This is a genomic window from Paenibacillus sp. V4I9 (assembly GCF_030817295.1).
GTDB lineage: Bacteria > Bacillota > Bacilli > Paenibacillales > NBRC-103111 > Paenibacillus_E.
In genome coordinates, this window is the sequence record NZ_JAUSZE010000001.1 from 7,051,615 (window position 1) to 7,075,945 (window position 24,331).

A 24,331-nucleotide genomic window follows, 5' to 3' on the forward strand; every position below is an offset into this window, starting at 1 on the left:
ACTGCTCTTAAAATGCAATCCTTAATGATCCGATATCCAAAAGTGAACCTTACTATTGTTGACCTTACCTACAGTTTTATTCGAAATAAAAACAAAAAAGCCTTCTTGAGATTTCTCTCAAAAAGGCTTTAGCTTGTGCTTGGCAACGTTCTACTCTCCCAGAACCCTGCGGTTCAAGTACCATCGACGCTGGAGGGCTTAACGGTCGTGTTCGAGATGGGAACGCGTGGGTCCCCTCCGCCATCATCACCAAACAGTCAAAGCGTGGTTTGCGCCTTGAAAACTAGATACGAAACTTGCGTAAAGGTAGAGCTCTTAGGTTTTCTGGACCCCGAGAAAGTAGTGGGAATCAGCTACAAAGCTTATCTTCACTTTCTTGGGTACATTTTGGTTAAGCCCTCGACCGATTAGTATTCGTCAGCTGCATACATTGCTGCACTTCCACCTCGAACCTATCAACCTCGTCGTCTACAAGGGGTCTTACATACTGGGAAATCTCATCTTGAGGGGGGCTTCGCGCTTAGATGCTTTCAGCGCTTATCCCCTCCGTACATAGCTACCCAGCGATGCCTCTGGCGAGACAACTGGTACACCAGCGGTACGTCCATCCCGGTCCTCTCGTACTAAGGACAGCTCCTCTCAAATTTCCTACGCCCGCGACAGATAGGGACCGAACTGTCTCACGACGTTCTGAACCCAGCTCGCGTACCGCTTTAATGGGCGAACAGCCCAACCCTTGGGACCTACTTCAGCCCCAGGATGCGATGAGCCGACATCGAGGTGCCAAACCTCCCCGTCGATGTGGACTCTTGGGGGAGATAAGCCTGTTATCCCCAGGGTAGCTTTTATCCGTTGAGCGATGGCCCTTCCATTCGGTACCACCGGATCACTAAGTCCGACTTTCGTCCCTGCTCGACTTGTAGGTCTCGCAGTCAAGCTCCCTTATGCCTTTGCACTCTGCGAATGATTTCCAACCATTCTGAGGGAACCTTTAAACGCCTCCGTTACATTTTAGGAGGCGACCGCCCCAGTCAAACTGCCCACCTGACACTGTCCCCATACCGGATCACGGTACCAGGTTAGAACTCCGATACGATCAGGGTGGTATCCCAACGATGCCTCCACCCAAGCTGGCGCTCAGGCTTCAAAGGCTCCCACCTATCCTGTACAGATCGTACCAAAGTCCAATATCAAGCTGCAGTAAAGCTCCATGGGGTCTTTCCGTCTTGTCGCGGGTAACCTGCATCTTCACAGGTATTAAAATTTCACCGGATCTCTCGTTGAGACAGCGCCCAAGTCGTTACGCCATTCGTGCGGGTCAGAATTTACCTGACAAGGAATTTCGCTACCTTAGGACCGTTATAGTTACGGCCGCCGTTTACTGGGGCTTCAATTCATAGCTTCGGGTTGCCCCTAACCACTCCTCTTAACCTTCCAGCACCGGGCAGGCGTCAGCCCGTATACTTCGCCTTGCGGCTTCGCACAGACCTGTGTTTTTGCTAAACAGTCGCTTGGGCCTTTTCACTGCGGCCCCCTCGGGCTATTCACCCTACCGAGGCACCCCTTCTCCCGAAGTTACGGGGTCATTTTGCCGAGTTCCTTAACGAGAGTTCTTCCGCGCGCCTTAGAATTCTCTTCTCACCCACCTGTGTCGGTTTGCGGTACGGGCACCTTCGCCTGGCTAGAAGCTTTTCTTGGCAGTGTGAACTCATGACCTTCGGTACTTAAAGTTTCCCTCCCCATCACAGCCCAGCCTTAACGATGTGCGGATTTGCCTACACATCAGCCTCACTGCTTGGACGAGCATCCATCAGCTCGCGTCACTATCCTTCTGCGTCACTCCATTGCTCATAACGGCTACGGTGGTACAGGAATTTCCACCTGTTGTCCATCGACTACGCCTTTCGGCCTCGCCTTAGGTCCCGACTTACCCTGAGCGGACGAGCCTTCCTCAGGAACCCTTAGGTTTTCGGCGGATCAGATTCTCACTGATCTTTTCGTTACTTATACCGGCATTCTCACTTGTATGCGCTCCACCTGTCCTTACGGTCAGAATTCTACGTACATACAACGCTCCCCTACCCATGCACATACGTGCAAGCCATAGCTTCGGTGGCGTGTTTAGCCCCGTTACATTTTCGGCGCAGAGTCACTCGACCAGTGAGCTATTACGCACTCTTTCAATGGTGGCTGCTTCTAAGCCAACATCCTGGTTGTCTGTGCAACTCCACATCCTTTCCCACTTAACACACACTTGGGGACCTTAGCTGATGGTCTGGGCTGTTTCCCTTTTGACAATGGATCTTAGCACTCACTGTCTGACTCCCGGATTTAAGTTTGTGGCATTCAGAGTTTGACTGGACTTGGTAACCCTTGGCGGGCCCCGCACCCAATCAGTGCTTTACCTCCACAACTCAACATCCGAGGCTAGCCCTAAAGCTATTTCGGGGAGAACCAGCTATCTCCGAGTTCGATTGGAATTTCTCCGCTACCCCCACCTCATCCCCGCATTTTTCAACATGCGTGGGTTCGGGCCTCCAGTGAGTGTTACCTCACCTTCACCCTGGACAGGGGTAGATCACACGGTTTCGGGTCTACGTCCACGTACTAAAGCGCCCTATTCAGACTCGCTTTCGCTGCGGCTCCGCCTTTTCAGCTTAACCTCGCACGGGAACGTAACTCGCCGGTTCATTCTACAAAAGGCACGCCATCACCCATATAGAGGGCTCTGACTTTTTGTAAGCACACGGTTTCAGGTTCTTTTTCACTCCGCTTCCGCGGTGCTTTTCACCTTTCCCTCACGGTACTGCTTCACTATCGGTCACTAGGGAGTATTTAGCCTTGGCAGATGGTCCTGCCGGATTCCGACGGGGTTTCACGTGACCCGCCGTACTCAGGATACCTCTAGGGGTTTCGTTCGATTTTGGCTACAGGGCTTTTACCTTCTATGCCGGACCTTTCCAGATCGCTTCGCCTACCGAACTAACCCCACAACGAGGTCCTACAACCCCAAGGAGCAAGCTCCTTGGTTTGGGCTATTCCGCTTTCGCTCGCCGCTACTGACGGAATCACTTTTGTTTTCTTTTCCTCCAGGTACTTAGATGTTTCAGTTCCCTGGGTATGCCTCTACTATTGCTATGTATTCACAATAGAGTAACTGCGCATTACCACAGCTGGGTTCCCCCATTCGGACATCCCCGGATCAAAGCCTGCTTACGGCTCCCCGAGGCATTTCGTCGTTCGCCACGTCCTTCTTCGGCTCCTAGTGCCTAGGCATCCTCCGTGTGCTCTTTCTAGCTTAACCTAGAAAAAACTTTAAAGATTTTTGCATGATCCAAAAGAATCACACAACCTAAGTTCTTACTTTACGTTTTGTTGACAATTGACCTAAGCTTCGCAAAGGTAAATTGCAACTGTTTCGTTATCTAGTTTTCAAGGAACAACTTATATCTCTGTGATTCGCTTTTCTTTGCCCTATTTCAGCGGCGAAAGTTATCTTATCACATCTTATTACTTCATTTCAAGTCGAAATTTCTTGGAAATTTCTGTCTTAAAATGTGGTATTGGTGGAGCCAAGCGGGATCGAACCGCTGACCTCCTGCTTGCAAGGCAGGCGCTCTCCCAGCTGAGCTATGGCCCCATAATGGGATAAACTTATATGGTGGGCCCTAGTGGACTCGAACCACCGACCTCACCCTTATCAGGGGTGCGCTCTAACCAGCTGAGCTAAGGGCCCATAAATGATACATTTTCGGGAAACTTTCCAAAATAAAAACCCACCTACGAGCTTTCGAAGAAAGCTTTCTTCGAAAGCTTGACGTGGGCTCGCTTGGCAACGTTCTACTCTCCCAGAACCCTGCGGTTCAAGTACCATCGACGCTGGAGGGCTTAACGGTCGTGTTCGAGATGGGAACGCGTGGGTCCCCTCCGCCATCATCACCAAACGAGTGCAACATGGTGTTAACCATCCTGCAGAAAGAGGCTTGCTCTTTCAAAACTGAACACGAGTGAGTAAGCGATTTGTGTACTTACGTACACTTGACTGGTCTTATCAAGACCGAGTCTCCATAGAAAGGAGGTGATCCAGCCGCACCTTCCGATACGGCTACCTTGTTACGACTTCACCCCAATCATCTACCCCACCTTCGGCGGCTGGCTCCCTTGCGGGTTACCCCACCGACTTCGGGTGTTGTAAACTCTCGTGGTGTGACGGGCGGTGTGTACAAGACCCGGGAACGTATTCACCGCGGCATGCTGATCCGCGATTACTAGCAATTCCGACTTCATGCAGGCGAGTTGCAGCCTGCAATCCGAACTGAGATCGGCTTATAAGGATTGGCTCCACCTCGCGGCTTCGCTTCCCGTTGTACCGACCATTGTAGTACGTGTGTAGCCCAGGTCATAAGGGGCATGATGATTTGACGTCATCCCCACCTTCCTCCGGTTTGTCACCGGCAGTCATCTTAGAGTGCCCACCCGAAGTGCTGGCAACTAAGATCAAGGGTTGCGCTCGTTGCGGGACTTAACCCAACATCTCACGACACGAGCTGACGACAACCATGCACCACCTGTCTCCTCTGTCCCGAAGGCCTACGATATCTCTACCGTATTCAGAGGGATGTCAAGACCTGGTAAGGTTCTTCGCGTTGCTTCGAATTAAACCACATACTCCACTGCTTGTGCGGGTCCCCGTCAATTCCTTTGAGTTTCACTCTTGCGAGCGTACTCCCCAGGCGGCATACTTACTGTGTTAACTTCGGCACCGAGGAATCGAATCCCCGACACCTAGTATGCATCGTTTACGGCGTGGACTACCAGGGTATCTAATCCTGTTTGCTCCCCACGCTTTCGCGCCTCAGCGTCAGTTATAGGCCAGAAAGTCGCCTTCGCCACTGGTGTTCCTCCACATCTCTACGCATTTCACCGCTACACGTGGAATTCCACTTTCCTCTCCTACACTCAAGTCAACCAGTTTTGGATGCGAACCGGGGTTGAGCCCCGGGCTTAAACACCCAACTTCATTGACCGCCTGCGCGCGCTTTACGCCCAATAATTCCGGACAACGCTTGCCCCCTACGTATTACCGCGGCTGCTGGCACGTAGTTAGCCGGGGCTTTCTTCTCCTATACCGTCACACAAAGAGCAGTTACTCTCCTTGCTGTTCGTCTAGGGCAACAGAGCTTTACGATCCGAAAACCTTCATCACTCACGCGGCGTTGCTCCGTCAGACTTGCGTCCATTGCGGAAGATTCCCTACTGCTGCCTCCCGTAGGAGTCTGGGCCGTGTCTCAGTCCCAGTGTGGCCGTTCACCCTCTCAGGTCGGCTACGCATCGTCGCCTTGGTAGGCCGTTACCCTACCAACTAGCTAATGCGCCGCAGGCCCATCTATAAGCCACAGATTGCTCCGTGTTTCATAATTCTCTCATGCGAGAAAACCAGTTATCCGGTCTTAGCTATCGTTTCCGATAGTTATCCCAGTCTTATAGGCAGGTTACCTACGTGTTACTCACCCGTCCGCCGCTAACTTATCCCGAAGGATAAATCCGCTCGACTTGCATGTATTAGGCACGCCGCCAGCGTTCGTCCTGAGCCAGGATCAAACTCTCCATAATAGTAAAACTATTTGAAAGCTTAATTGCTCATTTGCGTTGCTAGCGAGATTTTGCAATCTCTTTTTTGAACGATTTCTCATTCGTGCTTACTCACTCGTTGTTCAGTTTTCAAAGATCAATTGTATAGTTCGTCCTACTTTCTTTCGAAAGCCGGAAGACCAATATAACACACTAACATTTCTTTTGCAACTTGTTTTTCTCAAGTTACTTCTTTATCCCCGCATGTCTCAGCGGCAACTTTTATAAGATACCACAGATGCTGCAGCCGAGTCAACACCTGATTTACTTGAATGATCTTCCATCTAGAGCAAAGTCAGTTTTAAACCTACAAGAAGTAAGACCCCAGGAATCCCTAGAACAGTAACCGTCCCCAGAGTGACTGTATTTATAGGGAGTTCAAATTGAGTATAAGTACTCAATAAGTTCAATGTATATAAGAGAAATGCTGCAACAACAACATTCAACCCCAGTGCAGATAATACCCTTCCTCCGCCGCGACTACGAAATATCAGGAATACTAGCATGAGAGATGAGAATATGAGTACCCCCCATATGACATATTTAAGATCCACTTACTTCACCTCCATTAACCGGTCACTGTCAATTAGACTTACACCTAGCTTTTTGGCTTGTTTGATGAGCATCTCAAATCTTTTTTCTGCGGCTTCCATCGCATAGATGGCATAATCAATCTGATCCTTGTCCAAAGCAAACTCAAAGTGTGCTTGAGCTGCCACCCAAGTCTCATGAGCCGTACGGATCTCTTGGATCAGCATCTGCTTGTCCTTTTTCAGTTCTTCTTGAACGTTTTTCGTCTTTGGGTTCTTCATCCCGTACTTTCCTAATAAAGCTGGTCTCACAAGCAAACCTCCATTCCTCATATAACCGGATTGATTTATCCATATGGGAGAAAAGGAGATTTTAGAACATCAAGAATTTTTTGGGCAGCAAAAAAGAGAGCTTTGCAGCTCTCTGATTATGATGCAGCTTATTTATAATTCCCTGCGTCCTTCCATGGCTTTGGTCAAAGTCACTTCGTCCGCATATTCCAAATCTCCGCCTACTGGCAGCCCATGCGCGATACGCGTAACCCGTAGACCGAAAGGTTTAATTAACCTGGACAAGTACATGGCAGTAGCTTCTCCCTCGATATTGGGATTGGTGGCCAGAATCAATTCCTGCACCGTCTCATCACCCAAACGTTTGAGTAATTCAGCGATATGAATTTGATCCGGTCCAATTCCCTCCATCGGGGAAATCGCACCATGCAGCACGTGATAATACCCTTCGAATTCTTTGGTGCGTTCCAAAGCGACCAAATCCTTAGGCTCTTGTACGACACAAATGATGGAACTGTCCCTACTCTTATCTTGACAAATGCGGCAGGGATCAACGTCAGTAATGTTACAACAAACAGAGCAATAGTGAAGGTTCCGTTTCACATTGACGAGCGCCTTCGCGAAGTCAATCACTTCTTCTTCTTTCATGCGTAGGACGTGAAAAGCCAGGCGGCCTGCCGTTTTGGGACCTACCCCAGGCAGACGGGAGAAAGCATCGATTAACTTGGCTATCGGTTCGGGGTAATACAAAGGAGGACTCCTTCATCATTCAGAATCGTTACACTCGGTTATCTTAGAACAATCCAGGGATATTCATACCACCTGTGAATTTGCCCATATCTTTGTTAGCAATTTCTTCTGCTTTGGACATTGCATCATTTACTGCCGTAAGTACGAGATCCTGCAGCATTTCAACATCATCCGGATCAACAGCTTCAGGCTTAATTGTGATGCTTTGAACTTTTTTGTGTCCGTTAATAATAACGGTAACAACACCGCCGCCTGCTGTACCTTCGATCATTTTCGTACCTAGTTCTTCTTGGGCTTTCATCATTTGCTCTTGCATTTTCTTCACTTGTTTCATCATTTGGTTCATGTTATTCATGGTAGGTAGCTCCTTCATATTTAGTCTTCTTTAATTGTCACTAGCTCTTCGCCAAATAATTGGATCGCTTCCGAAATCCATTCTTCTTTGACAGCAGTTCCGTTACCTTCGCCATCAGCGACTAGCTCCATTACTTCTGGAGCGCTGCTAGCCGCATCATTCTTAGCGTCGTCCCATTCTTTACGCATAATCGTAAGTAAACGAATAGGCTTGCCAAGCACCGAAGTAAGCACTTGCTCGATAATGACCTTGTTTTCTGGCTTTTCCGTTGTATTGCGATGCATCTCATTCTTGAAAGCCACGAGTACGACATCATCAAGCATAGACACCAGATCACCATTAACGAACCAAGCATGTACGGTAATCTTCTTTTCTTTAACATCACCTAACACTTGACTCCACTTCATGAGAGCAGCTTTGGTTTCTGGACCCTCCGCGGCTTTCAAGTAACCATCCAGCTTAATGCCTGACTTCTTCGAAGGGGCTGAGGCCACCGGCACTTTGGCAGAGGCTGCTTGCCTCGCATTGGAATCGGCCGCTGCACCCGTTACTCCCGATTTTACCAGTGAAGCTATCTGTTCTTCAAGTTGTTGAAGCTTCTGGGTCATTTGGGCAAAAAGATCACCTTGAGGCAAACGCCCTCCGTCTTCCGCCGCGATACTGACAGTCGAACTGCTATCTGCTCCTCTGTGACCACCGCTAATTTTCATAATCGATATTTCTAGCAGGGTCTGAGGCTGTACAGAGTATTTCATTTCGCTTTGGTAATGATTCAACGTCTCAATCATAGCCATCATTTCACTCGGTGAGAAGTGATTCGCTACTTCCCGTAGGTCACCCATATCAAAAACACGTTCAGTAATCACAGGTGAATTCGGCACCATGCGAACCATGAGTAAATCACGGAAGTAATTAATCAAATTTTCAATACATTTATCAGCGCTCTTGCCTTCCTGCATGAAAGTATCGACGAGCTCAAGCGCAGCTCCAAGATTCTTCTCTTTGATGTAAAGAACGAGCTTCTTGAATTGATCGGAAGCGACACCACCGGTAATGGACAAAATGTCTGATAGTTGAACTTCACCCGTCGCAAAGGACGCTGCCTGATCCAGCAGGCTGAGTGCATCCCGCATCCCGCCATCCGATAGTCTCGCTATATAATGGAGAGCTTCTTCGCTAACCGAGATCTGCTCCTGATCACAAATATATTGCAGCCGCTGAACCTGATCTTCCATCGAAACTCTCCGAAAGTCAAAGCGTTGACAGCGGGAAATAATCGTTGCAGGTATCTTATGCGGTTCCGTTGTTGCCAAAATAAACATGACATGCGACGGAGGCTCCTCAAGCGTCTTCAAAAGGGCATTAAAAGCTTCGGTCGTGAGCATGTGCACTTCATCGATGATGTAAACCTTCTGCCTTACTTCTGTAGGGGCATACTTCACTTTATCACGAATATCCCGAATTTCTTCTACACCGCGATTGGAGGCAGCATCGATTTCGACAACGTCCATGACAGCACCTTCAGTGATTCGTTCACATGCTGAACAAGCGTTGCATGGCTCTTCCGCCGGACCATTTAAGCAGTTGATTGCCTTAGCTAATATTTTGGCCGTACTGGTCTTACCTGTTCCTCGAGGTCCGTTGAACAAATAAGCATGAGTAAGGCGATTTTCTCGCAAAGAATTCTGCAGCGTCTGCGTGATATGTTTCTGACCGACAACTTCACGAAACGTCTGAGACCTCCACGTTCGGTACAGAGCAATATGTGCCATAGTGTTCCTCTCCAATAATCCCTGCATGGAATAACTGAATCCATTATACTATAACGCACCTAGGGATGAAATAGAGGATCAAGTATAAGGAATCGATATCGTAAACGTCGTACCAAAACCCTTTGATGCTACACGTATCGTCCCTCCCATATCATGAATGATTCGTTGGCACACCGAAAGACCTAATCCGGTCCCCGTATCCTTGGTTGTGAAGAATGGATCAAAAATTTTGTCAATCACGAACATCGGTATGCCAGAACCTGTGTCATGAATGTCAATGCAGACATTTCGTTCTACCGTGTCCACTTTCTCTGAAATCGTTAAAACTCCTCCATCCGACATAGCCTCGATGCCATTTTTACAAACATTTAAGAATACCTGCTTGAGCAGCTCTTTATCAGCAATTACTTCAGGTAAATGGTACGAGGCCTCATATTGAAGATTCACATCGTACAAGATAGCTTCATTATTGATAATAGGCAAAATCCCTCGCAGCACTTCAGTCACATCGATCCTCTCATAAGAAACATGCTTTGGCTTACTAAGCAGCAGAAATTCGTTCACTAACTCGTTGATCCGATTGATTTCCTCCAGCATGACTACCGTGAAACTCTGCTCTCGATCCATCCCTTTCACTTCAAAAGTGCGCCGAAGCACCTGAAGAAATCCTTTGATTGAAGTTAGCGGATTCCGAATTTCATGAGCTGTGCCAGCAGCAATTTGCCCGATCATAGCAAGCCTGTCACTTCTTTGAACCATTTCTTCCAGCGAGCGCATATTCGTGACATCCTTGAAGATGACATAAGCTCCTACGATATTACCTTGATTATCTTTAAGCACATTTGAATCCAACAGCAGCTCAAACCGTTCTTGATTATTCATCCATGAAACCGCATGATTGCGGACTACAGCACCATTCAAAATCGTTCGTTGGACAAGCTTATGCTGACTCGGAATCGTAGCAAAGATCTCATCTAATGACTTATTAAGAATATGCTCCCGATCCATTCCTAGAATCTGACATGCTCGATCACTGACGTCTACAAGCGTAAAATTCACACTAATCAATAAAACACCTAGATTAATATCTTTCAAAAAAGCGTCCGAGAACCGCTGCAGTAAGCTTAATTGCGAGCTATCCTGATGCTTCATGGTCAAGAGATACATGAACTTATCACCGCGCATAAGCTTCAACATCGAGAATTGATAAAACATCGTTTCACCATTCTTGCCTACTAGGAATCCATGGGGCCATTCCCCCGGACTGGAATCGTTCTTAAAGTAAAATTCATACAGCTCACGCAAAGATGCCCTCACTTTAAAAAGCTGAGGGAACGAGATATGCGTAATTTCCTCGGCTGAATAGCCCGAGTTTTTCAATACTTGATCTGTTGCTAAAATGATCTTACCATCCTCATCCACAACGAGCATACCCGTTTGTATGCTATGGTTGAATAGCTTCCGCATTTCATCGATGGATACCATGTAATCTTGAGGGTCATGAATGGACATTTCAGCAACACCTTCACTTTCTCTCTATTCAATCGCAAAATGCGCAAACGTTTACATGAATCTACATATTATAACCATTCTCTCTAGAGCAAGAATTTTCCTTCCCTTGAAAAAAAGAAAAAACGCCCAAGATACTGGCGTTTTGTTAGGTGTCATTATAAATTCACATATAATCATTAAAACCGTGCACCTGTTATTGATAAAGTGATACAAGCGAACTCTTACCGTTGGCTCAAATCAGGCAACCCCTCGGCACATGAAACATCTCACTTACGGCTGCTTCCTTCCAGACCTGACCGGGTTCATGAGCATTCATTGCGAAGGACCCGACTCTCAACACCACGTGTAAAAGCCAGACCTCACATCACAGTACCGCTAACAGGAATTCAACCTCGCTACAGCGGATTGCGAGTTACAGGGCACCGCTACCTCCCCATCTAGCACGGTAAAAATAGTATAGCTGATTCAATTACAAATAGCAACCGAGGGTAAAATCTACCTGTTAGGGAACCATTTTTACGATGACATTGTAGCGCGGCATGTTGGTGTTCAGCGCCATTTGAGCTTGTGAGCGAAGCTCCTCCACTTGCGCAGCCGTCAAAGATGGTCTTGGTTTTATTTTCACCTTAGCAGTTGGTCCGTTAATGGAGATATTGGTTTTCTCAATACCTTGCAGCTGTGAGAGCACTGCCTTCATTAAGTTCGAATCATCCTCGTAGTGATGATACGTAGGGTTAAGCGGGTCATTCGGATTCACACTGGTAAGCCCCATGTACCCGTCTTGCTTGTAATGTTGTGCTTTATAATTCGGATCCTCGGACAGTGGGTTCTTGTTACCTGAATTAATTCCACAGCCAACTAAGCTTGAGATGAGCAGAATGGCAACCGTAAACCTAAGCAGACCCCTAAACATAAAAACACCTCCCATTGGACTCTAAGCCTAAGCTTAGGATGACCAAGGGAGGTTGTCTTATGCTGATTGGCAGCAAAGTAATTGATGCCAATTAGATTCCGTATTTCTTTTTGAACTTGTCGACACGGCCGCCTACATCGATAAACTTTTGTTTACCTGTGTAGAAAGGATGGCAATTAGAGCAAATCTCAACACGAAGATTTTGCTTAATAGAACCCGTTTCGAACACGTTACCACAAGCGCAAGTCACTGTGGTTGCATGATAAGTAGGATGAATACCTGCTTTCATGATGGTTCACCTCTTTCCGCCCTGAATCATTTGCTGAAACAGAGTTAATGGACGTACTTATGCATTGTATCATATTCAGAAGTCTTGATGCAATGGAAAAAGACCGTGGATGGCCTCCTTTTAGAGCACCGTAGTGACAGTTCTGTCACTTGTATAGAACTTCGGTGTATGCGAATAGGAACCCAACACAACATCAGGAATTTCTTGCTCGAAAATCTCAATCATTTGCTTCATCCCAAGCAGTTCACCCCTTGCTTTGGGGATAATGCCCAGGTAACTTTCGGGATCAATATTCAGGTTGCGCAATTGAATCAATTTCAATCCGGTTCTTCGCACGAATTCAATCATCGCTTCGATCTCTTCTTCTCGATCGGTTACACCTGGAAATACAAGATAGTTAATCGAAGTTATAACTCCTTTATCCGTAGCGTAGCGGAGAGACTTCTCTACATTTTTGAGCGTATAAGCTCTTGGCTTATAGTAGGCATTGTAGTGATCATCCAGCGCGCTAATCGTACTAACCCGCATGAGATCTAGCCCAGCATCAACAATGCCGCGGATATGATCCGTGAGACCTGCATTGGTGTTGATGTTAATATAGCCCATCTTCGTTTGCTCACGCACTTGCTTGATGGCATCGATAATAATCACAGCCTGCGTGCTAGGTTCCCCTTCACAGCCCTGTCCGAAGGAGATAATACTCTCAGGCGTCTGCAGATGCTCGAGCATGATCTGAGTGATCTCTTCGACCTTAGGCTTGAAGTTCATCCGAGTCTGAGGCGCTACGAAGCCACTCTCATCCGGTTGTTCCGAAATACAGCCGAAGCATCCTGCGTTGCAGGAATAAGATACCGGAACGGCACCCTCCCAACGTTGAAGGAACGTATTCGAGGCTGTCAGGCATTCATAACCCAGTGCGCAGTTGGATAAGTGGGCATATAACCGATTATCTGGATATTTGGCAACCAGTCGTTTGACCTCTACCTCAAGCTCAGTAGGGTCACAATGAACGGGATTCCAGTAATAAGGATTATCTGTCAATCGAGCCGCTACATAGAAGCCATCATCTTTCCATACGACCGCGGTATAACCGAATAGCGGTAGTGCCTTGGACTTGTCCGATTTCACATAACCGGGAAGCAATAGCCTAGTGAAGCCTTGCGGGAGCAGCGCCCCAACGGCGTGATAATCTCCCTCAACCAGCTTCATATCGCCTGTTGCGGCATCAATGCCTACCGGGCGTGTAAACGGAAGACTGACTAGTGTTGATCCCTCAGGAAGAGGAATTAACTCATCTTCTAAAATTTCTGTTATCATTTCAGCGTTTCGACCTAGTGCCAAGAAATCAGGATGGTCAAAAACGTTTCCTTGTAAGTCTGAATAAACCAAGTTCATAACGGTACTCCTCTTTGTGCGTCACGGATAAACGACTTAAGTCGTCCTTAAGGACGACCGTGTTTGTCATGATTGATGCGAAGCAGATTATTTGAAGCTTAAGAAGCTGAATTCTTGACTTTACCTTTGTTAACTCCTGTAGATCCCGCTGAAGGGGAAGCCAAAGAGTCCAAAAACTCTTGATTGGTCTTCGTATCGGCAAGCTTCTTAATGAAGGATTCTGTATATTCATGCGAATCGTTCATCCCTCTGCGAAGTGCCCATACTTTCTCAAGCTCATCTTTGCCAAGGAGTGCTTCCTCGCGGCGCGTACCGGATCTACGAATATCAATCGCAGGAAAAATACGGCGTTCAGCCATTTTACGGTCAAGATGAAGCTCTAAATTACCTGTACCTTTAAATTCTTCATAAATGACATCATCCATACGTGAGCCCGTTTCAACAAGTGCTGTAGCAAGGATCGTTAAGCTGCCGCCTTCTTCAATGTTACGAGCGGCCCCGAAGAAACGTTTAGGCCGATGAAAGGCAGCAGGGTCTATACCACCCGTTAACGTCCGGCCCGAAGCAGGAACCACAAGGTTATAGGCCCTGGCCAACCGGGTAATACTGTCCATGAGAATGACAACATCTTTCTTATGTTCAACTAGACGCATTGCGCGTTCTAAAACTAGCTCAGCGACCTTGATATGATTCTCAGGAAGTTCATCGAAGGTAGAAGCAACAACTTCCCCTTTCACGGAACGCTGCATATCCGTAACTTCTTCTGGCCGCTCATCAATAAGCAGAACGAAGAGTTCAATTTCAGGATAATTGGTGGAAATACTGTTGGCAATTTCCTTAAGCAATAATGTTTTCCCTGCTTTAGGAGGTGCTACGATCAAACCACGTTGGCCTAGACCTACAGGAGCAAGCAAATCCATGATACGCATGGAAATCTTATTTGGCTCCGTTTCGAGCGTAATCCGAGTGTCTGGATAAAGAGGTGTCAACGCAGGGAAATGAAGTCGCTCCGCTGCCGTTTCCGGCTTCTCTCCATTCACCGCTTCAACTTGAAGAAGCCCAAAATAGCGCTCATTCTCTTTGGGCGGACGACATTTGCCTGATACAATGTCCCCGGACCGCAAATCAAATTTGCGAATCTGGGAAGCCGAGATATAAATGTCCTCTGAGCTTGGAAGGTAATTAATTGGACGCAAGAATCCAAAGCCTTCCTGAAGGATCTCAAGAACACCTTGCATGAACATTAGACCACTCTCAGCAGCTTGTGCACGTAAAATTGCAAAGATGAGTTCTTTTTTCTTCAGCGTACCGTAGTATTGGATCTGATGTTTCTTAGCTAGTTTATATAATTCAGTAAGCTTGAGTACTTCAAGCTCAGCAAGCTGCATGCTCATGTTTCAACCACCAAACTATTAAATTTTCAATTGGATTCTAGCATTGCCTGTTGTCTGGTACTTTATTCCTCGCTCTCGCGCCAAACCTCTGCACCCAGTGAAGATAAGTTGAATACCAGGTTCTCATAACCACGATCAATAAACTCAACCCCGGAAACTTCTGTGATGCCACCTGTTCTTACGCTAAGACCCGCAAGTACAAGAGAAGCTCCTGCTCTCAAATCCGTTGCTCTCACTTTGGCAGAACTAAGCTGTGAGCCCTCAATAATGGCTGAGCGTCCTTCGACCTTCATCTTTGCTCCCATACGTACAAGCTCAGGAATATGCTTGAATCGATTACTATAAACGTGGTCCGTTAATATACTAACTCCTTTAGCCTGGCAAAGTAAACTTGCCATCGGAGACTGTAGATCCGTCGCAAACCCTGGGTAAATTAACGCTTTCACATCGACACTTTCGTATTCAGGCTGACCCACAACACGAATCGACTCATCCATTTCATAAATATGAACGCCCATTTCTTGAAGCTTTGCCGTCAGAGCCTCCATATGTTTAGGAATGACATTGTCGACGGTCACATCGCCGCGTGTAGCCGCTGCAGCTATCATGTACGTACCTGCTTGAATACGGTCAGGAATAATGGAATGGCGGCAACCATGCATCTCAGTTACACCTTCAATACGAATGGTCTCTGTTCCAGCGCCCTTAATTTTGGCACCCATTGAGTTTAAAAGTGTTGCCACATCTATGATTTCAGGCTCTTTGGCCGCATTTTCAATAATCGTAACGCCTTTAGCGCGTGAGGCAGCCAGCATGATATTAATCGTCGCTCCAACACTCGCCATATCTAAGTATATTTTGGCACCGCGCAGCTCTTTGGCGCGTATCTTTAAGGCGCCATTCTCATTGCTAACCTCGGCACCTAAAGCTTCAAAACCTTTTATGTGCAAATCAATCGGACGCGGTTCGAAGTTACAGCCACCTGGCAGACCAATCGTCGCCTCTCCAAATCTTCCGAGCAGAGCTCCCATTAAATAGTAGGATGCTCTAAGCTTCTTTACTTTGCCATTCGGCATAGGAAGTGATTTCATCCGACTTGGGTCGATCGTCATCCGATCTTCGTTCCAGTCAATGGTAGCCCCTAAATCCGTCAAAATTTCTGTATATATAGCCACATCACTCAGATGAGGCAGATTATCCAAAGTAACCGATGTTTCAGCAAGTACAGCGGCCGGAATGAGTGCAACTGCACTATTCTTAGCCCCGCTAATTTGAACTGTTCCCCGTAGTGGACGTCCCCCGACCACCATTAATTTTTCCAACATGATTCTCCCCCTAAACCAGGTGCCTCTTACTAAGTAGTAAATCAAAACAATCAAAGCAACCTAACCCAACACAAACTTCACCCAAAAAATAAACGACTCCACCGCCCCTTAAGACTAGCGATAGTCAAGGTTCATACGAAGCGATAGTATAAATTCATACTGTCTTACAACGACATACAAAAAAAGAGATCCTTCACAAACTAAAACAGCTATGGTCCTCTCTGAGAACATAAGCGCAAAAAAATAGAAGAAGGAAACGCTTGTAATGACACAGACGGACGACATTCTTGCGTCTATCCTCCGTCTGTGCCTTACTGCATTTCCTACCCTGTCTATACAATTGGAATTAAGCTTGGTTGCTGCTTCCGAACAATTGAATTTTGGATTTTACTACTTCGATCATAGCATTACGTGCTGGGGTGAGATATTTACGAGGATCATAAATTTTAGCATCTTTAGCCAGAGCTGCACGGATATTCTCTGTACAAGCCACTTGGTTCTCTGTGTTAACGTTGATTTTACCAACGCCTGCCGCAATAGATTTACGAATCATTTCGTCAGGAACGCCGGATCCACCGTGAAGAACAACAGGAACTGGAATCGCTTTGGAAACCGCTTCGATAATATCAAAGTGAATGTTAGGCTCGCCTGCGTACATACCATGTGCAGTACCTACAGCGATAGCCAGACAGTCTACACCTGTTTCTTCGTAGAAACGGATAGCTTCTTCTGGTTTTGCAAGGTTAGCGTGCTCTTCATCAACAGAGATGTCGTCCTCAACGCCGCCAATTGTTCCAAGCTCACCCTCAACGGATACGCCCATTGCACGAGCTGCTTTTACAACTTCTTTCGTCAAACGAATGTTTTCTTCGAAAGAATAGTGGGAACCATCGAACATAACGGAGCTGAATCCTGCACGGATACATTTCATCGCTACTTCAAAGGAACTGCCATGATCTAAGTGTAGAGCAATCGGCAGACCTGATTTTTTAGCTGCCGCTTCAGCAATCGCCACTGTAAACTCGATACCCATATATTTCAGTGCGCCTTCGCTAACACCATAAATGAACGGGGATTTTAATTCGATTGCAGCTTCCACAATCGCTTGAGCAAATTCAAGGTTGTTCATGTTAAATTGACCCACCGCGAATTTGTTCGCTTTTGCTTTAGGTAAAAATTCATTCATTGAAACCAATGCCATGTTTCTCTTCCTCCTAGAACCTGTAGTAGTTGCGTATACCGCTCTTTGTCATACCTGAGTTATTATAGCACATAACTTTTCAAATGATAACCAAGCCCTCCCTTTTCAGCAACAAAAAAAGACCCTATAACTAGGATCCCACTGCAAAACCGCTGCTTGATTCATTATTCAGCTGCATATTTACCGCCATACGCAATTCATCAATATCAAAAGGCTTTGTAAAATGCATAATCGCACCGAGGTCTGTTGCCTCTTTAATCATATCGAGCTCGCCGTAGGCTGTCATCATGATCACTTTGATCGATACATCAATCGCTTTAACGTGTTTCAAAATATCCAGACCGTCCATACCAGGAATTTTCATATCAAGTAGTATAAGATCAGGTGAAGAATTTTTCACGATTTCCAAGGCCAACTTGCCATTCGAAGCCTGATAGGTATCGTACCCTTCGTTACTGAATACCTCCATGAGTAGTACGCGAATTCCATTTTGATCATCGACAATTAATACCTTTTTCTTCATCAGCTTATTTCCCTCCCGAAAACGAATAACAAACTCCCATGTATATGTTTCTAAAGTTATTCGCTATTCATTTTCGATTTCCTTCTGAGGGACAAAACTAATTGAAAAGTTTTACAAATAAGTTGGTTATCTGGAGGGACAACCGTTATAGCAAGAATTAACGAGCGATTAACTGCGCAGCTTTCACGAATTCACGGAAAAGCGGCTGCGGACGATTCGGACGCGATGTAAATTCCGGATGGAATTGAACAGCAAGGAACCAAGGGTGACCTGGAAGCTCAACCATCTCAACCAATCGACCGTCCGGTGACGTACCGGAAATGCGCAAACCAGCAGATTCAATCAAATCGCGGTATTCATTGTTAAATTCATACCGGTGACGATGTCTCTCATAGATAAGCTCATCATTGTAACACTGCTCAGCAAGAGAGCCTGGGACAACCTTGCAAGGATATAAGCCAAGACGCATTGTACCGCCTAAATTCTCGATATCCTTCTGCTCTGGCAGTAGATCAATAACCGGATAAGCCGTTGTAGGATTAATCTCGGAGCTGTTCGCGCCATCCAAGCCTGTAACGGAACGCGCATATTCAATGACAGCAACCTGCATACCTAAGCAAATCCCAAAGAATGGAATTTCCTTTTCACGGGCATAGCGGATCGCTTCCACTTTACCTTCAATACCACGATCACCGAATCCACCAGGTACAAGAATACCTTGAACACCTGAAAGAAGCTGATGGACATTATGCTCAAAAATTTCTTCTGCATTCACCCAACGAATATTAATTTCGGAGTCATTATCAATGCCGGCATGACCTAGTGCTTCAACAATACTTAGGTAAGCGTCATGCAGCGCAACGTATTTCCCCACGATCGCAATTTCTGTCTTCTTCGTCAATGATTTAACCTTACGAACAAGGCTTTCCCATTCCTTCATATCCGGCTCGTTCGTCCGTAGTTTCAGGTGATTAACGACATAATCGTCAAGCCCTTGCTCGCGAAGCATCATCGGAACTTCGTATAAGGTTTCTGCATCCTTACACTCAATAACAGCTGCAGGATCGATATCACAGAATAAAGCTAACTTACGCTTCATATCTTCCGTTAGGGAATGTTCTGTACGGCAAACGATAACGTGAGGTTGAATCCCCAGCCCGCGTAGTTCTTTTACACTGTGCTGTGTAGGTTTCGTCTTCACTTCACCAGCTGCTTTAATATAAGGAATCAGCGTAACGTGAATATACATGACATTCTCGCGGCCGATATCATTTTTCATTTGACGAATGGCTTCTAAGAAAGGCAAGCTCTCGATATCGCCCACGGTGCCGCCAATTTCTGTAATAACGACATCAGATTGCGCTTCACGGCCTGCACGAAGGACGCGATCCTTAATTTCATTCGTAATGTGCGGGATAACTTGTACCGTACCACCCAGATATTCGCCTCTGCGCTCTTTGGTAATGACGGAGGAGTATACTTTACCTGAGGTTACGTTGGAACTTTTGGAAAGATTAATATCAATAAAACGCTCATAATGACCTAAATCCAAATCCGTTTCTGCCCCATCGTCGGTTACGAACACTTCACCGTGCTGGTAAGGACTCATAGTTCCCGGATCCACGTTAATGTAAGGGTCAAACTTTTGAATAGTAACTTTCAAGCCTCTGTTTTTGAGCAATCTCCCTAAGGACGCTGCTGTAATTCCTTTGCCAAGGGATGAAACTACGCCTCCCGTAACGAAAATGTATTTTGTCACTATGTACGCCTCCTAGAGTTTTAGTATGGTTTTGTAATATAAGAAACTTACGTCGTAAGGCATAAGCTTATCTTTTGCCAGAAGAAAGACTTTGTAAGCATTAGCTTCTGCTAAATAAGGCTTTTCATGAAAATAAAGTGAAAAAACACAAAAAAAACACTAAAAAAACAAAAAAAGTGACACCCGTAGTGACGGGGCACTTTTTGAACGCTTGAGCGAAATGTTAAGATTCTTTTAAAGCCCATGCAATAGTTTACTCTGAACAGATAGGGGCTGTCAAGACAAGTTATTTGCCCTCTTCAGCCTCTTCATCCAAATCGTCTTCCTCGTCTTCCTCATCGGAATCCTCGTCTAAATCGTCTTCACTATCTTCGTCTGTTTCTTCAATACCCGCTTCACCAAGATCCTCTTCGATCTCTTCATCTTCGAAGAATTCAGTATCCTCTTCCGCCTCTTCCTCTTCGGTTTCGGTACCAAATGTATCGTACTCATCTTCTTCTGCGTATGTATCTTCTTCCTCTGCGTAGATGTCTTCATCCAGATCGTCATCTTCGTCGTTAATGATTCTTGGACGCTTCGCGTTACCAACCGCGTCGTCTGATTTCTCGACAGGATACCAGCGTTTCAAACCCCATAGGTTCGTGCCTACGCAAGCAAAACGACCATCGATGTTGATTTCCGTATATAGTTGGGCAATCACTTGCATAACATGCTGCTCGGACAGCCCTTTTATTTTAGCAATTTCAGCCATCAGGTCACGATAGTAAAACGGCGTATTCGCCGACTTCAGTAATTCAAACGCCAAATCCACCATGGGCATTTCGCGTGCTTGCTCTGTGGTGATTTTGAGTGTGTATTCGCTACTCATCTAAGGCACATCCTTTTCGATCGTGATCGTCTTCTTCGTTCTTCTATCTACCTTATCCAATATCTTCATTAAGTAAAACCTATTTTTTCTAAAAATGCAACTATCCCCAAGGATAAACTATTTTCGTCGTCCTGAGGACGAGCGTGTTTGTCAAGGTTGTGCGGGGCAAGAGTATAAAATTCATACTTTCGTTTCAACTTAGAAACCTTTCGAGCAGATGCCTTATACACCCCTTCGGAGGGAAGAAAGCGTTCCCCCTAAAATGAATACAAGCGAAGGTCCCCCTCCGCTTGCGACTGTATCCTAAGGAAGCGGTGTGAATGAATCACAGCCGTTTCCACTACCTGAGAAAGAGACACTCCTGCCCGCGCCTCTCTATTTATCCTATGTAAAACCTACGCATCTGACACGGCTTCGCACCCATTTATTTCTGTAGAGACAATGACACGGTCATACGGGGTGACCTGTACATATGATAGGGGAGATTCGATTCTAAGCTGTCATGGGGGGATGGCACGATGGATATAGCCACCTTTCTTCATTTGCTTCATGAGGAAATCGGTCTCACCAAGCATTCTGGCAAGAAGCATATCATCCATTTCTCATCGGCTAAGGACTATTACGCATGCAAATCAGCGCTGAAACGAATGAAGTCTCAGTTCGTAAATCTTTCCAAGGTCCGCGATCTAAGTATTATTCACGCCTTCTCCTGCACGCTTCGTCCCGATACCAAGCTCAGAGGTATCTCCGGTGCGCCGAACATCGTAGAGGATACCAAAATAACCGTTCACCAAGCGATGGGCAACAAAATTACCTCCAGACGATCAAGCAATTTATCGGGCTCACACACGATACCTTGGGGCATCGATCAAGTAGGCGCGCCTGAAGTCTGGAACAAATCGGTAGGTCAGAATATTCGGATCGGGGTCATCGATACCGGAATTGATTACAATCATCCTGACTTACGCAATTCGATATCACGGGGCATTAATTTATTAAACCGCAGCATGCTGCCTTATGATGACAATGGACATGGCACGCATATTGCCGGAACCATCGCGGCAGCTGGCCGCCATTCAGGGATTGTCGGTGTTGCCCCAAGAGCCATCGTTCATCCTGTAAAAGCATTTGACCACGCTGGAAGCGCTTATGTCTCGGACATTATTGCCGGTATCGATTGGTGTGTCCATAACGACCTCGATATTATCAATATGAGTTTCGGTATGAAATCATACAACCGTTCTCTCGAGCAAGCTGTCATGAACGCGTATTACAGAGGTAAAGTCATCGTAGCTTCATCCGGCAATGACGGCAAAAAGAAATCGGTCGATTACCCCGCCCGCTTCCCCCAGGTCGTCTCCGTTGGAGCCACAACACGGTTAGGCAAAATCGCTCCCTTCAGCAACCGCGGGAAGCAAATTGATATCTACGCACCAGGCGAACGGGTCTACTCGTCCTGGCTTAACGGCAAATACAACGAGCTAAGTGGCACTTCGATGGCCACTGCTCATGTCAGCGGCGTCATCGCCTTGATGTTATCGATCAAGCCGATGTCGCCGCTGCAGATTAAAAGCGCGCTGCGGCGCTGTGCGATTGGCCTTAACAAGCGAGAGAGCACCACGCGCTGGAAGCCCGGGCATTTGAACGCTCGGCGCGCTATCCGGGCGGCGCGGCAGGGCTGAGATCCGCCGACGCTTTCGGCGTTTGGTATAAAAGTTGTACAAAGTACAACTTTAGTCATGTTAATCTACGTTATGCCTGCGATTATTGCACGAAAACACAACATTTTCGCCCAAAAATAGCCATTTTGGATGAGATACTGCTATTTTGTCGTACAGAATACAACATTTCTCTGCTTGGAGCGAAACAAGTGGAATTGTTGTACTTTTAACAACTCCACTCACATGTAAGGAACAAAAGTAGCTCTAAATATATCAGAAAAATGCGCTAGGGTTGCATTACACAGTAAAATACACGCCCCCAAATATGACCGAATAGACACTTTCATGGCGCGAAACATTTGTTATGGTAGATGCACCACAAGTTAAGTCCACCAGACTTATACGCTGGTATGAACAAAAAAAGGGACGATCTCCATATCTGCGTAGACATGGAGATCGTCCCTTCGGTTTGTGGAGCAGATGTTACATCCGCTCTGGGGCGGATACGCCAACTACACGAAGCGTGTTGGCTAAGGTAATGCGAAGCGCGCCGAGCAAGGCGAGGCGTGCCTGGGTCAAGGCCGCGTCATCCGTGATGACATAGTGGCCTCTGTAATAGCTATGGAACTGGCTTGCCAGTTCATAGACATAGCGGATGAGCCGATGCGGCGCATATTGATCGGCCGCAATGGCGATTTCCTCCGGAAGCTCGCCCATCTTGCGCAGCAAGTCGAACTCAGCTTCCGATGCAAGCTGGGTAAGGTCTACTTGCTCCAGCGGCAGCACCTGGATGTTCTGCTCTTCCGCCTGACGGAAGATGCTGCAAATCCGCGCATGTGCGTACTGCACATAGAACACAGGGTTCTCATTAGACTGAGAAACCGCCAAGTCCATGTCAAAGTCCAAATGTGAATCCATGCTTCGCATCGCGAAGAAATAACGAATCGGGTCTACACCGACTTCGTCCATAAGATCCTCCATCGTGACTGCTTTGCCAGTTCGTTTGGACATTTTCACCTTTTCCCCATTTTGGAAAAGGCTCACCATTTGGGCAATAAGTACAACGAGTCGATCCGACTCAAAACCAAGCGCCGTCATAGCCGCTTTCATCCGTGGAATGTAGCCATGATGATCCGCGCCCCAAATATTAATCAAACGCTCAAAGCCGCGCCCAAATTTATTGCGATGGTAGGCAATATCCGGTGTAAGGTAAGTAAAGGAACCGTCATTCTTAATCAGTACGCGATTCTTGTCGTCACCTAGGGGTGTTGTGTTTAACCAAGTCGCGCCTTCTTCTTCATATATGTGTCCATTATCCCGCAGCTCTTGGAGAACGGGTGGAATGAGGTTATCTTCATAAATCGACGTTTCGGAGAACCAGTTGTCGAAATGAACACCAAAGCGACCCAAATCGCGTTTGATTTTATCGAGTTCTTTTTTCAACCCGTAGGTACGGAAATAAGCACGACGCTCATCTTCTGGCAAGCTGAGAAGGCGATCTCCCTCTTCCGCAGCAAGATCCGCTGCAAATCCTTTGATATCTTCACCGAAATACCCGTCTTCCGGCATCTCCGCTTCTTGTCCGAGAGCCTGCAGATAACGGGCCTCGATTGATTTGGCCAAATTGACCACTTGGTTGCCCGCATCATTGATGTAGTACTCTCGGGAAACGTCGTATCCCGCCAGATCGAGCACGTTGCATAGCACGTCCCCCACTGCTGCTCCCCGAGCATGTCCCAAATGCAGAGAACCTGTTGGATTGGCGCTAACGAACTCCACTTGCACTTTAAGTCCTTGACCAACGTTCGTCGCACCGTAGCGATCACCTAGTTTTTGAACATTTTCAATAACCGGGTACAGGTACACTTTGTTCATTTTAAAATTAATAAAACCAGGCCCCGCAATTTCCGCTTCTGCGATATTGGCTTTATCTTTTTGCAGGTTAGCAATAATTTGCTCGGCAATTTGTCTTGGGTTCTGCTTAGCAATACGGGTCAGCTGCATCGCGACATTCGTTGCGAAATCCCCGTGCGTTTTCTCTTTCGGGACCTCTAGAATAATCTCCGGTATTTGCGCCTCGTCCACGATACCTGCAGCTGTAACTGCTTCTATAATGGCTTGTTTAACTATGGCTTTGACTTCGTTTAGTACATCCATTCGTC

17 protein-coding genes, 2 tRNA genes, 4 rRNA genes and 1 other RNA gene are annotated in these 24,331 nt (G+C 46.6%); 1 reads left to right on the top strand and 23 read right to left on the bottom strand.

The annotated features are described in order from the left end of the window. Positions 1–137: 137 nt before the first annotated feature. The 22 genes from rrf (QFZ81_RS32505) to rpoE all read right to left on the bottom strand — a co-directional run bounded on the left by rrf (QFZ81_RS32505) (position 138) and on the right by rpoE (position 20,508). A 5S ribosomal RNA gene (rrf, locus tag QFZ81_RS32505) occupies positions 138–254 on the bottom strand. A gap of 133 nt (positions 255–387) precedes the next feature. Then, positions 388–3,304, bottom strand: a 23S ribosomal RNA gene (locus QFZ81_RS32510). 260 nt (positions 3,305–3,564) lie between these two features. Next, positions 3,565–3,640 (bottom strand) — tRNA-Ala (locus tag QFZ81_RS32515). A 19-nt stretch (positions 3,641–3,659) separates the two neighbouring features. Then, positions 3,660–3,736, bottom strand: a tRNA-Ile gene (locus QFZ81_RS32520). A 91-nt stretch (positions 3,737–3,827) separates the two neighbouring features. Beyond that, positions 3,828–3,944: ribosomal RNA gene (rrf, locus tag QFZ81_RS32525) — 5S ribosomal RNA — on the bottom strand. 127 nt (positions 3,945–4,071) lie between these two features. Continuing rightward, positions 4,072–5,613 (bottom strand): 16S ribosomal RNA (locus QFZ81_RS32530). The 16S, 23S and 5S rRNA genes sit together here with 2 tRNA genes alongside, the layout of an rRNA operon. Positions 5,614–5,915: 302 nt before the next feature. After that, positions 5,916–6,137 carry a pro-sigmaK processing inhibitor BofA family protein gene (locus QFZ81_RS32535; protein WP_171693254.1) on the bottom strand — a complete coding sequence of 74 codons (222 nt, stop codon included), beginning with the start codon at positions 6,135–6,137 and terminating at the stop codon, positions 5,916–5,918. Between the two features lie 48 nt (positions 6,138–6,185). Next, entirely contained in the window at positions 6,186–6,473 is a 288-nt protein-coding gene (locus QFZ81_RS32540; protein WP_307437749.1) for a DUF2508 family protein, read from the bottom strand. Between the two features lie 132 nt (positions 6,474–6,605). Continuing rightward, on the bottom strand, positions 6,606–7,202 hold the full coding sequence (gene recR / locus QFZ81_RS32545) for a recombination mediator RecR (protein WP_057304457.1): 597 nt from the start codon (positions 7,200–7,202) through the stop codon (positions 6,606–6,608). Positions 7,203–7,245: 43 nt separating this feature from the next. Continuing rightward, complete coding sequence (locus QFZ81_RS32550) at positions 7,246–7,557, bottom strand: YbaB/EbfC family nucleoid-associated protein (RefSeq protein ID WP_307437747.1); 312 nt, start codon at positions 7,555–7,557, stop codon at positions 7,246–7,248. A 20-nt stretch (positions 7,558–7,577) separates the two neighbouring features. After that, a complete protein-coding gene (dnaX, locus tag QFZ81_RS32555; protein WP_307605966.1) occupies positions 7,578–9,329 on the bottom strand; it encodes a DNA polymerase III subunit gamma/tau in 1,752 nt (583 codons plus the stop codon). A 78-nt stretch (positions 9,330–9,407) separates the two neighbouring features. After that, entirely contained in the window at positions 9,408–10,841 is a 1,434-nt protein-coding gene (locus QFZ81_RS32560; RefSeq protein ID WP_307605968.1) for an ATP-binding protein, read from the bottom strand. 182 nt (positions 10,842–11,023) lie between these two features. Next, positions 11,024–11,287: signal recognition particle sRNA large type (ffs, locus tag QFZ81_RS32565), an RNA gene on the bottom strand. Positions 11,288–11,343: 56 nt separating this feature from the next. Then, positions 11,344–11,754 carry a hypothetical protein gene (locus tag QFZ81_RS32570; RefSeq protein WP_307605970.1) on the bottom strand — a complete coding sequence of 137 codons (411 nt, stop codon included), beginning with the start codon at positions 11,752–11,754 and terminating at the stop codon, positions 11,344–11,346. Positions 11,755–11,845: 91 nt separating this feature from the next. Then, entirely contained in the window at positions 11,846–12,043 is a 198-nt protein-coding gene (gene rpmE / locus QFZ81_RS32575) for a 50S ribosomal protein L31 (protein ID WP_029197218.1), read from the bottom strand. Between the two features lie 120 nt (positions 12,044–12,163). Then, positions 12,164–13,438, bottom strand: a complete 1,275-nt coding sequence (locus QFZ81_RS32580) for a radical SAM family protein (protein WP_307437726.1) — start codon at positions 13,436–13,438, stop codon at positions 12,164–12,166. Between the two features lie 98 nt (positions 13,439–13,536). Next, positions 13,537–14,832, bottom strand: coding sequence for a transcription termination factor Rho (rho, locus tag QFZ81_RS32585; protein WP_307437722.1), 1,296 nt, complete (start codon positions 14,830–14,832; stop codon positions 13,537–13,539). A 62-nt stretch (positions 14,833–14,894) separates the two neighbouring features. Next, on the bottom strand, positions 14,895–16,154 hold the full coding sequence (locus QFZ81_RS32590; RefSeq protein WP_057304515.1) for a UDP-N-acetylglucosamine 1-carboxyvinyltransferase: 1,260 nt from the start codon (positions 16,152–16,154) through the stop codon (positions 14,895–14,897). A gap of 349 nt (positions 16,155–16,503) precedes the next feature. Beyond that, positions 16,504–17,358, bottom strand: a complete 855-nt coding sequence (fba, locus tag QFZ81_RS32595; RefSeq protein WP_047685406.1) for a class II fructose-1,6-bisphosphate aldolase — start codon at positions 17,356–17,358, stop codon at positions 16,504–16,506. Positions 17,359–17,488: 130 nt separating this feature from the next. Next, on the bottom strand, positions 17,489–17,881 hold the full coding sequence (locus QFZ81_RS32600; RefSeq protein WP_057304461.1) for a response regulator: 393 nt from the start codon (positions 17,879–17,881) through the stop codon (positions 17,489–17,491). Between the two features lie 157 nt (positions 17,882–18,038). Beyond that, positions 18,039–19,640, bottom strand: coding sequence for a CTP synthase (locus QFZ81_RS32605; RefSeq protein WP_307437716.1), 1,602 nt, complete (start codon positions 19,638–19,640; stop codon positions 18,039–18,041). 286 nt (positions 19,641–19,926) lie between these two features. Beyond that, positions 19,927–20,508: a DNA-directed RNA polymerase subunit delta gene (rpoE, locus tag QFZ81_RS32610; RefSeq protein ID WP_307605972.1), complete on the bottom strand. Its 582-nt coding sequence runs from the start codon at positions 20,506–20,508 to the stop codon at positions 19,927–19,929. A gap of 518 nt (positions 20,509–21,026) precedes the next feature. On the opposite strand from rpoE, the gene QFZ81_RS32615 reads away from it, so the two are divergent. Further along, positions 21,027–22,190: a S8 family peptidase gene (locus tag QFZ81_RS32615; protein WP_307437710.1), complete on the top strand. Its 1,164-nt coding sequence runs from the start codon at positions 21,027–21,029 to the stop codon at positions 22,188–22,190. A gap of 462 nt (positions 22,191–22,652) precedes the next feature. On the opposite strand, the gene argS is transcribed toward QFZ81_RS32615, so the two are convergent. Beyond that, positions 22,653–24,326, bottom strand: coding sequence for an arginine--tRNA ligase (argS, locus tag QFZ81_RS32620; protein WP_307437707.1), 1,674 nt, complete (start codon positions 24,324–24,326; stop codon positions 22,653–22,655). Positions 24,327–24,331 lie beyond the last annotated feature (5 nt).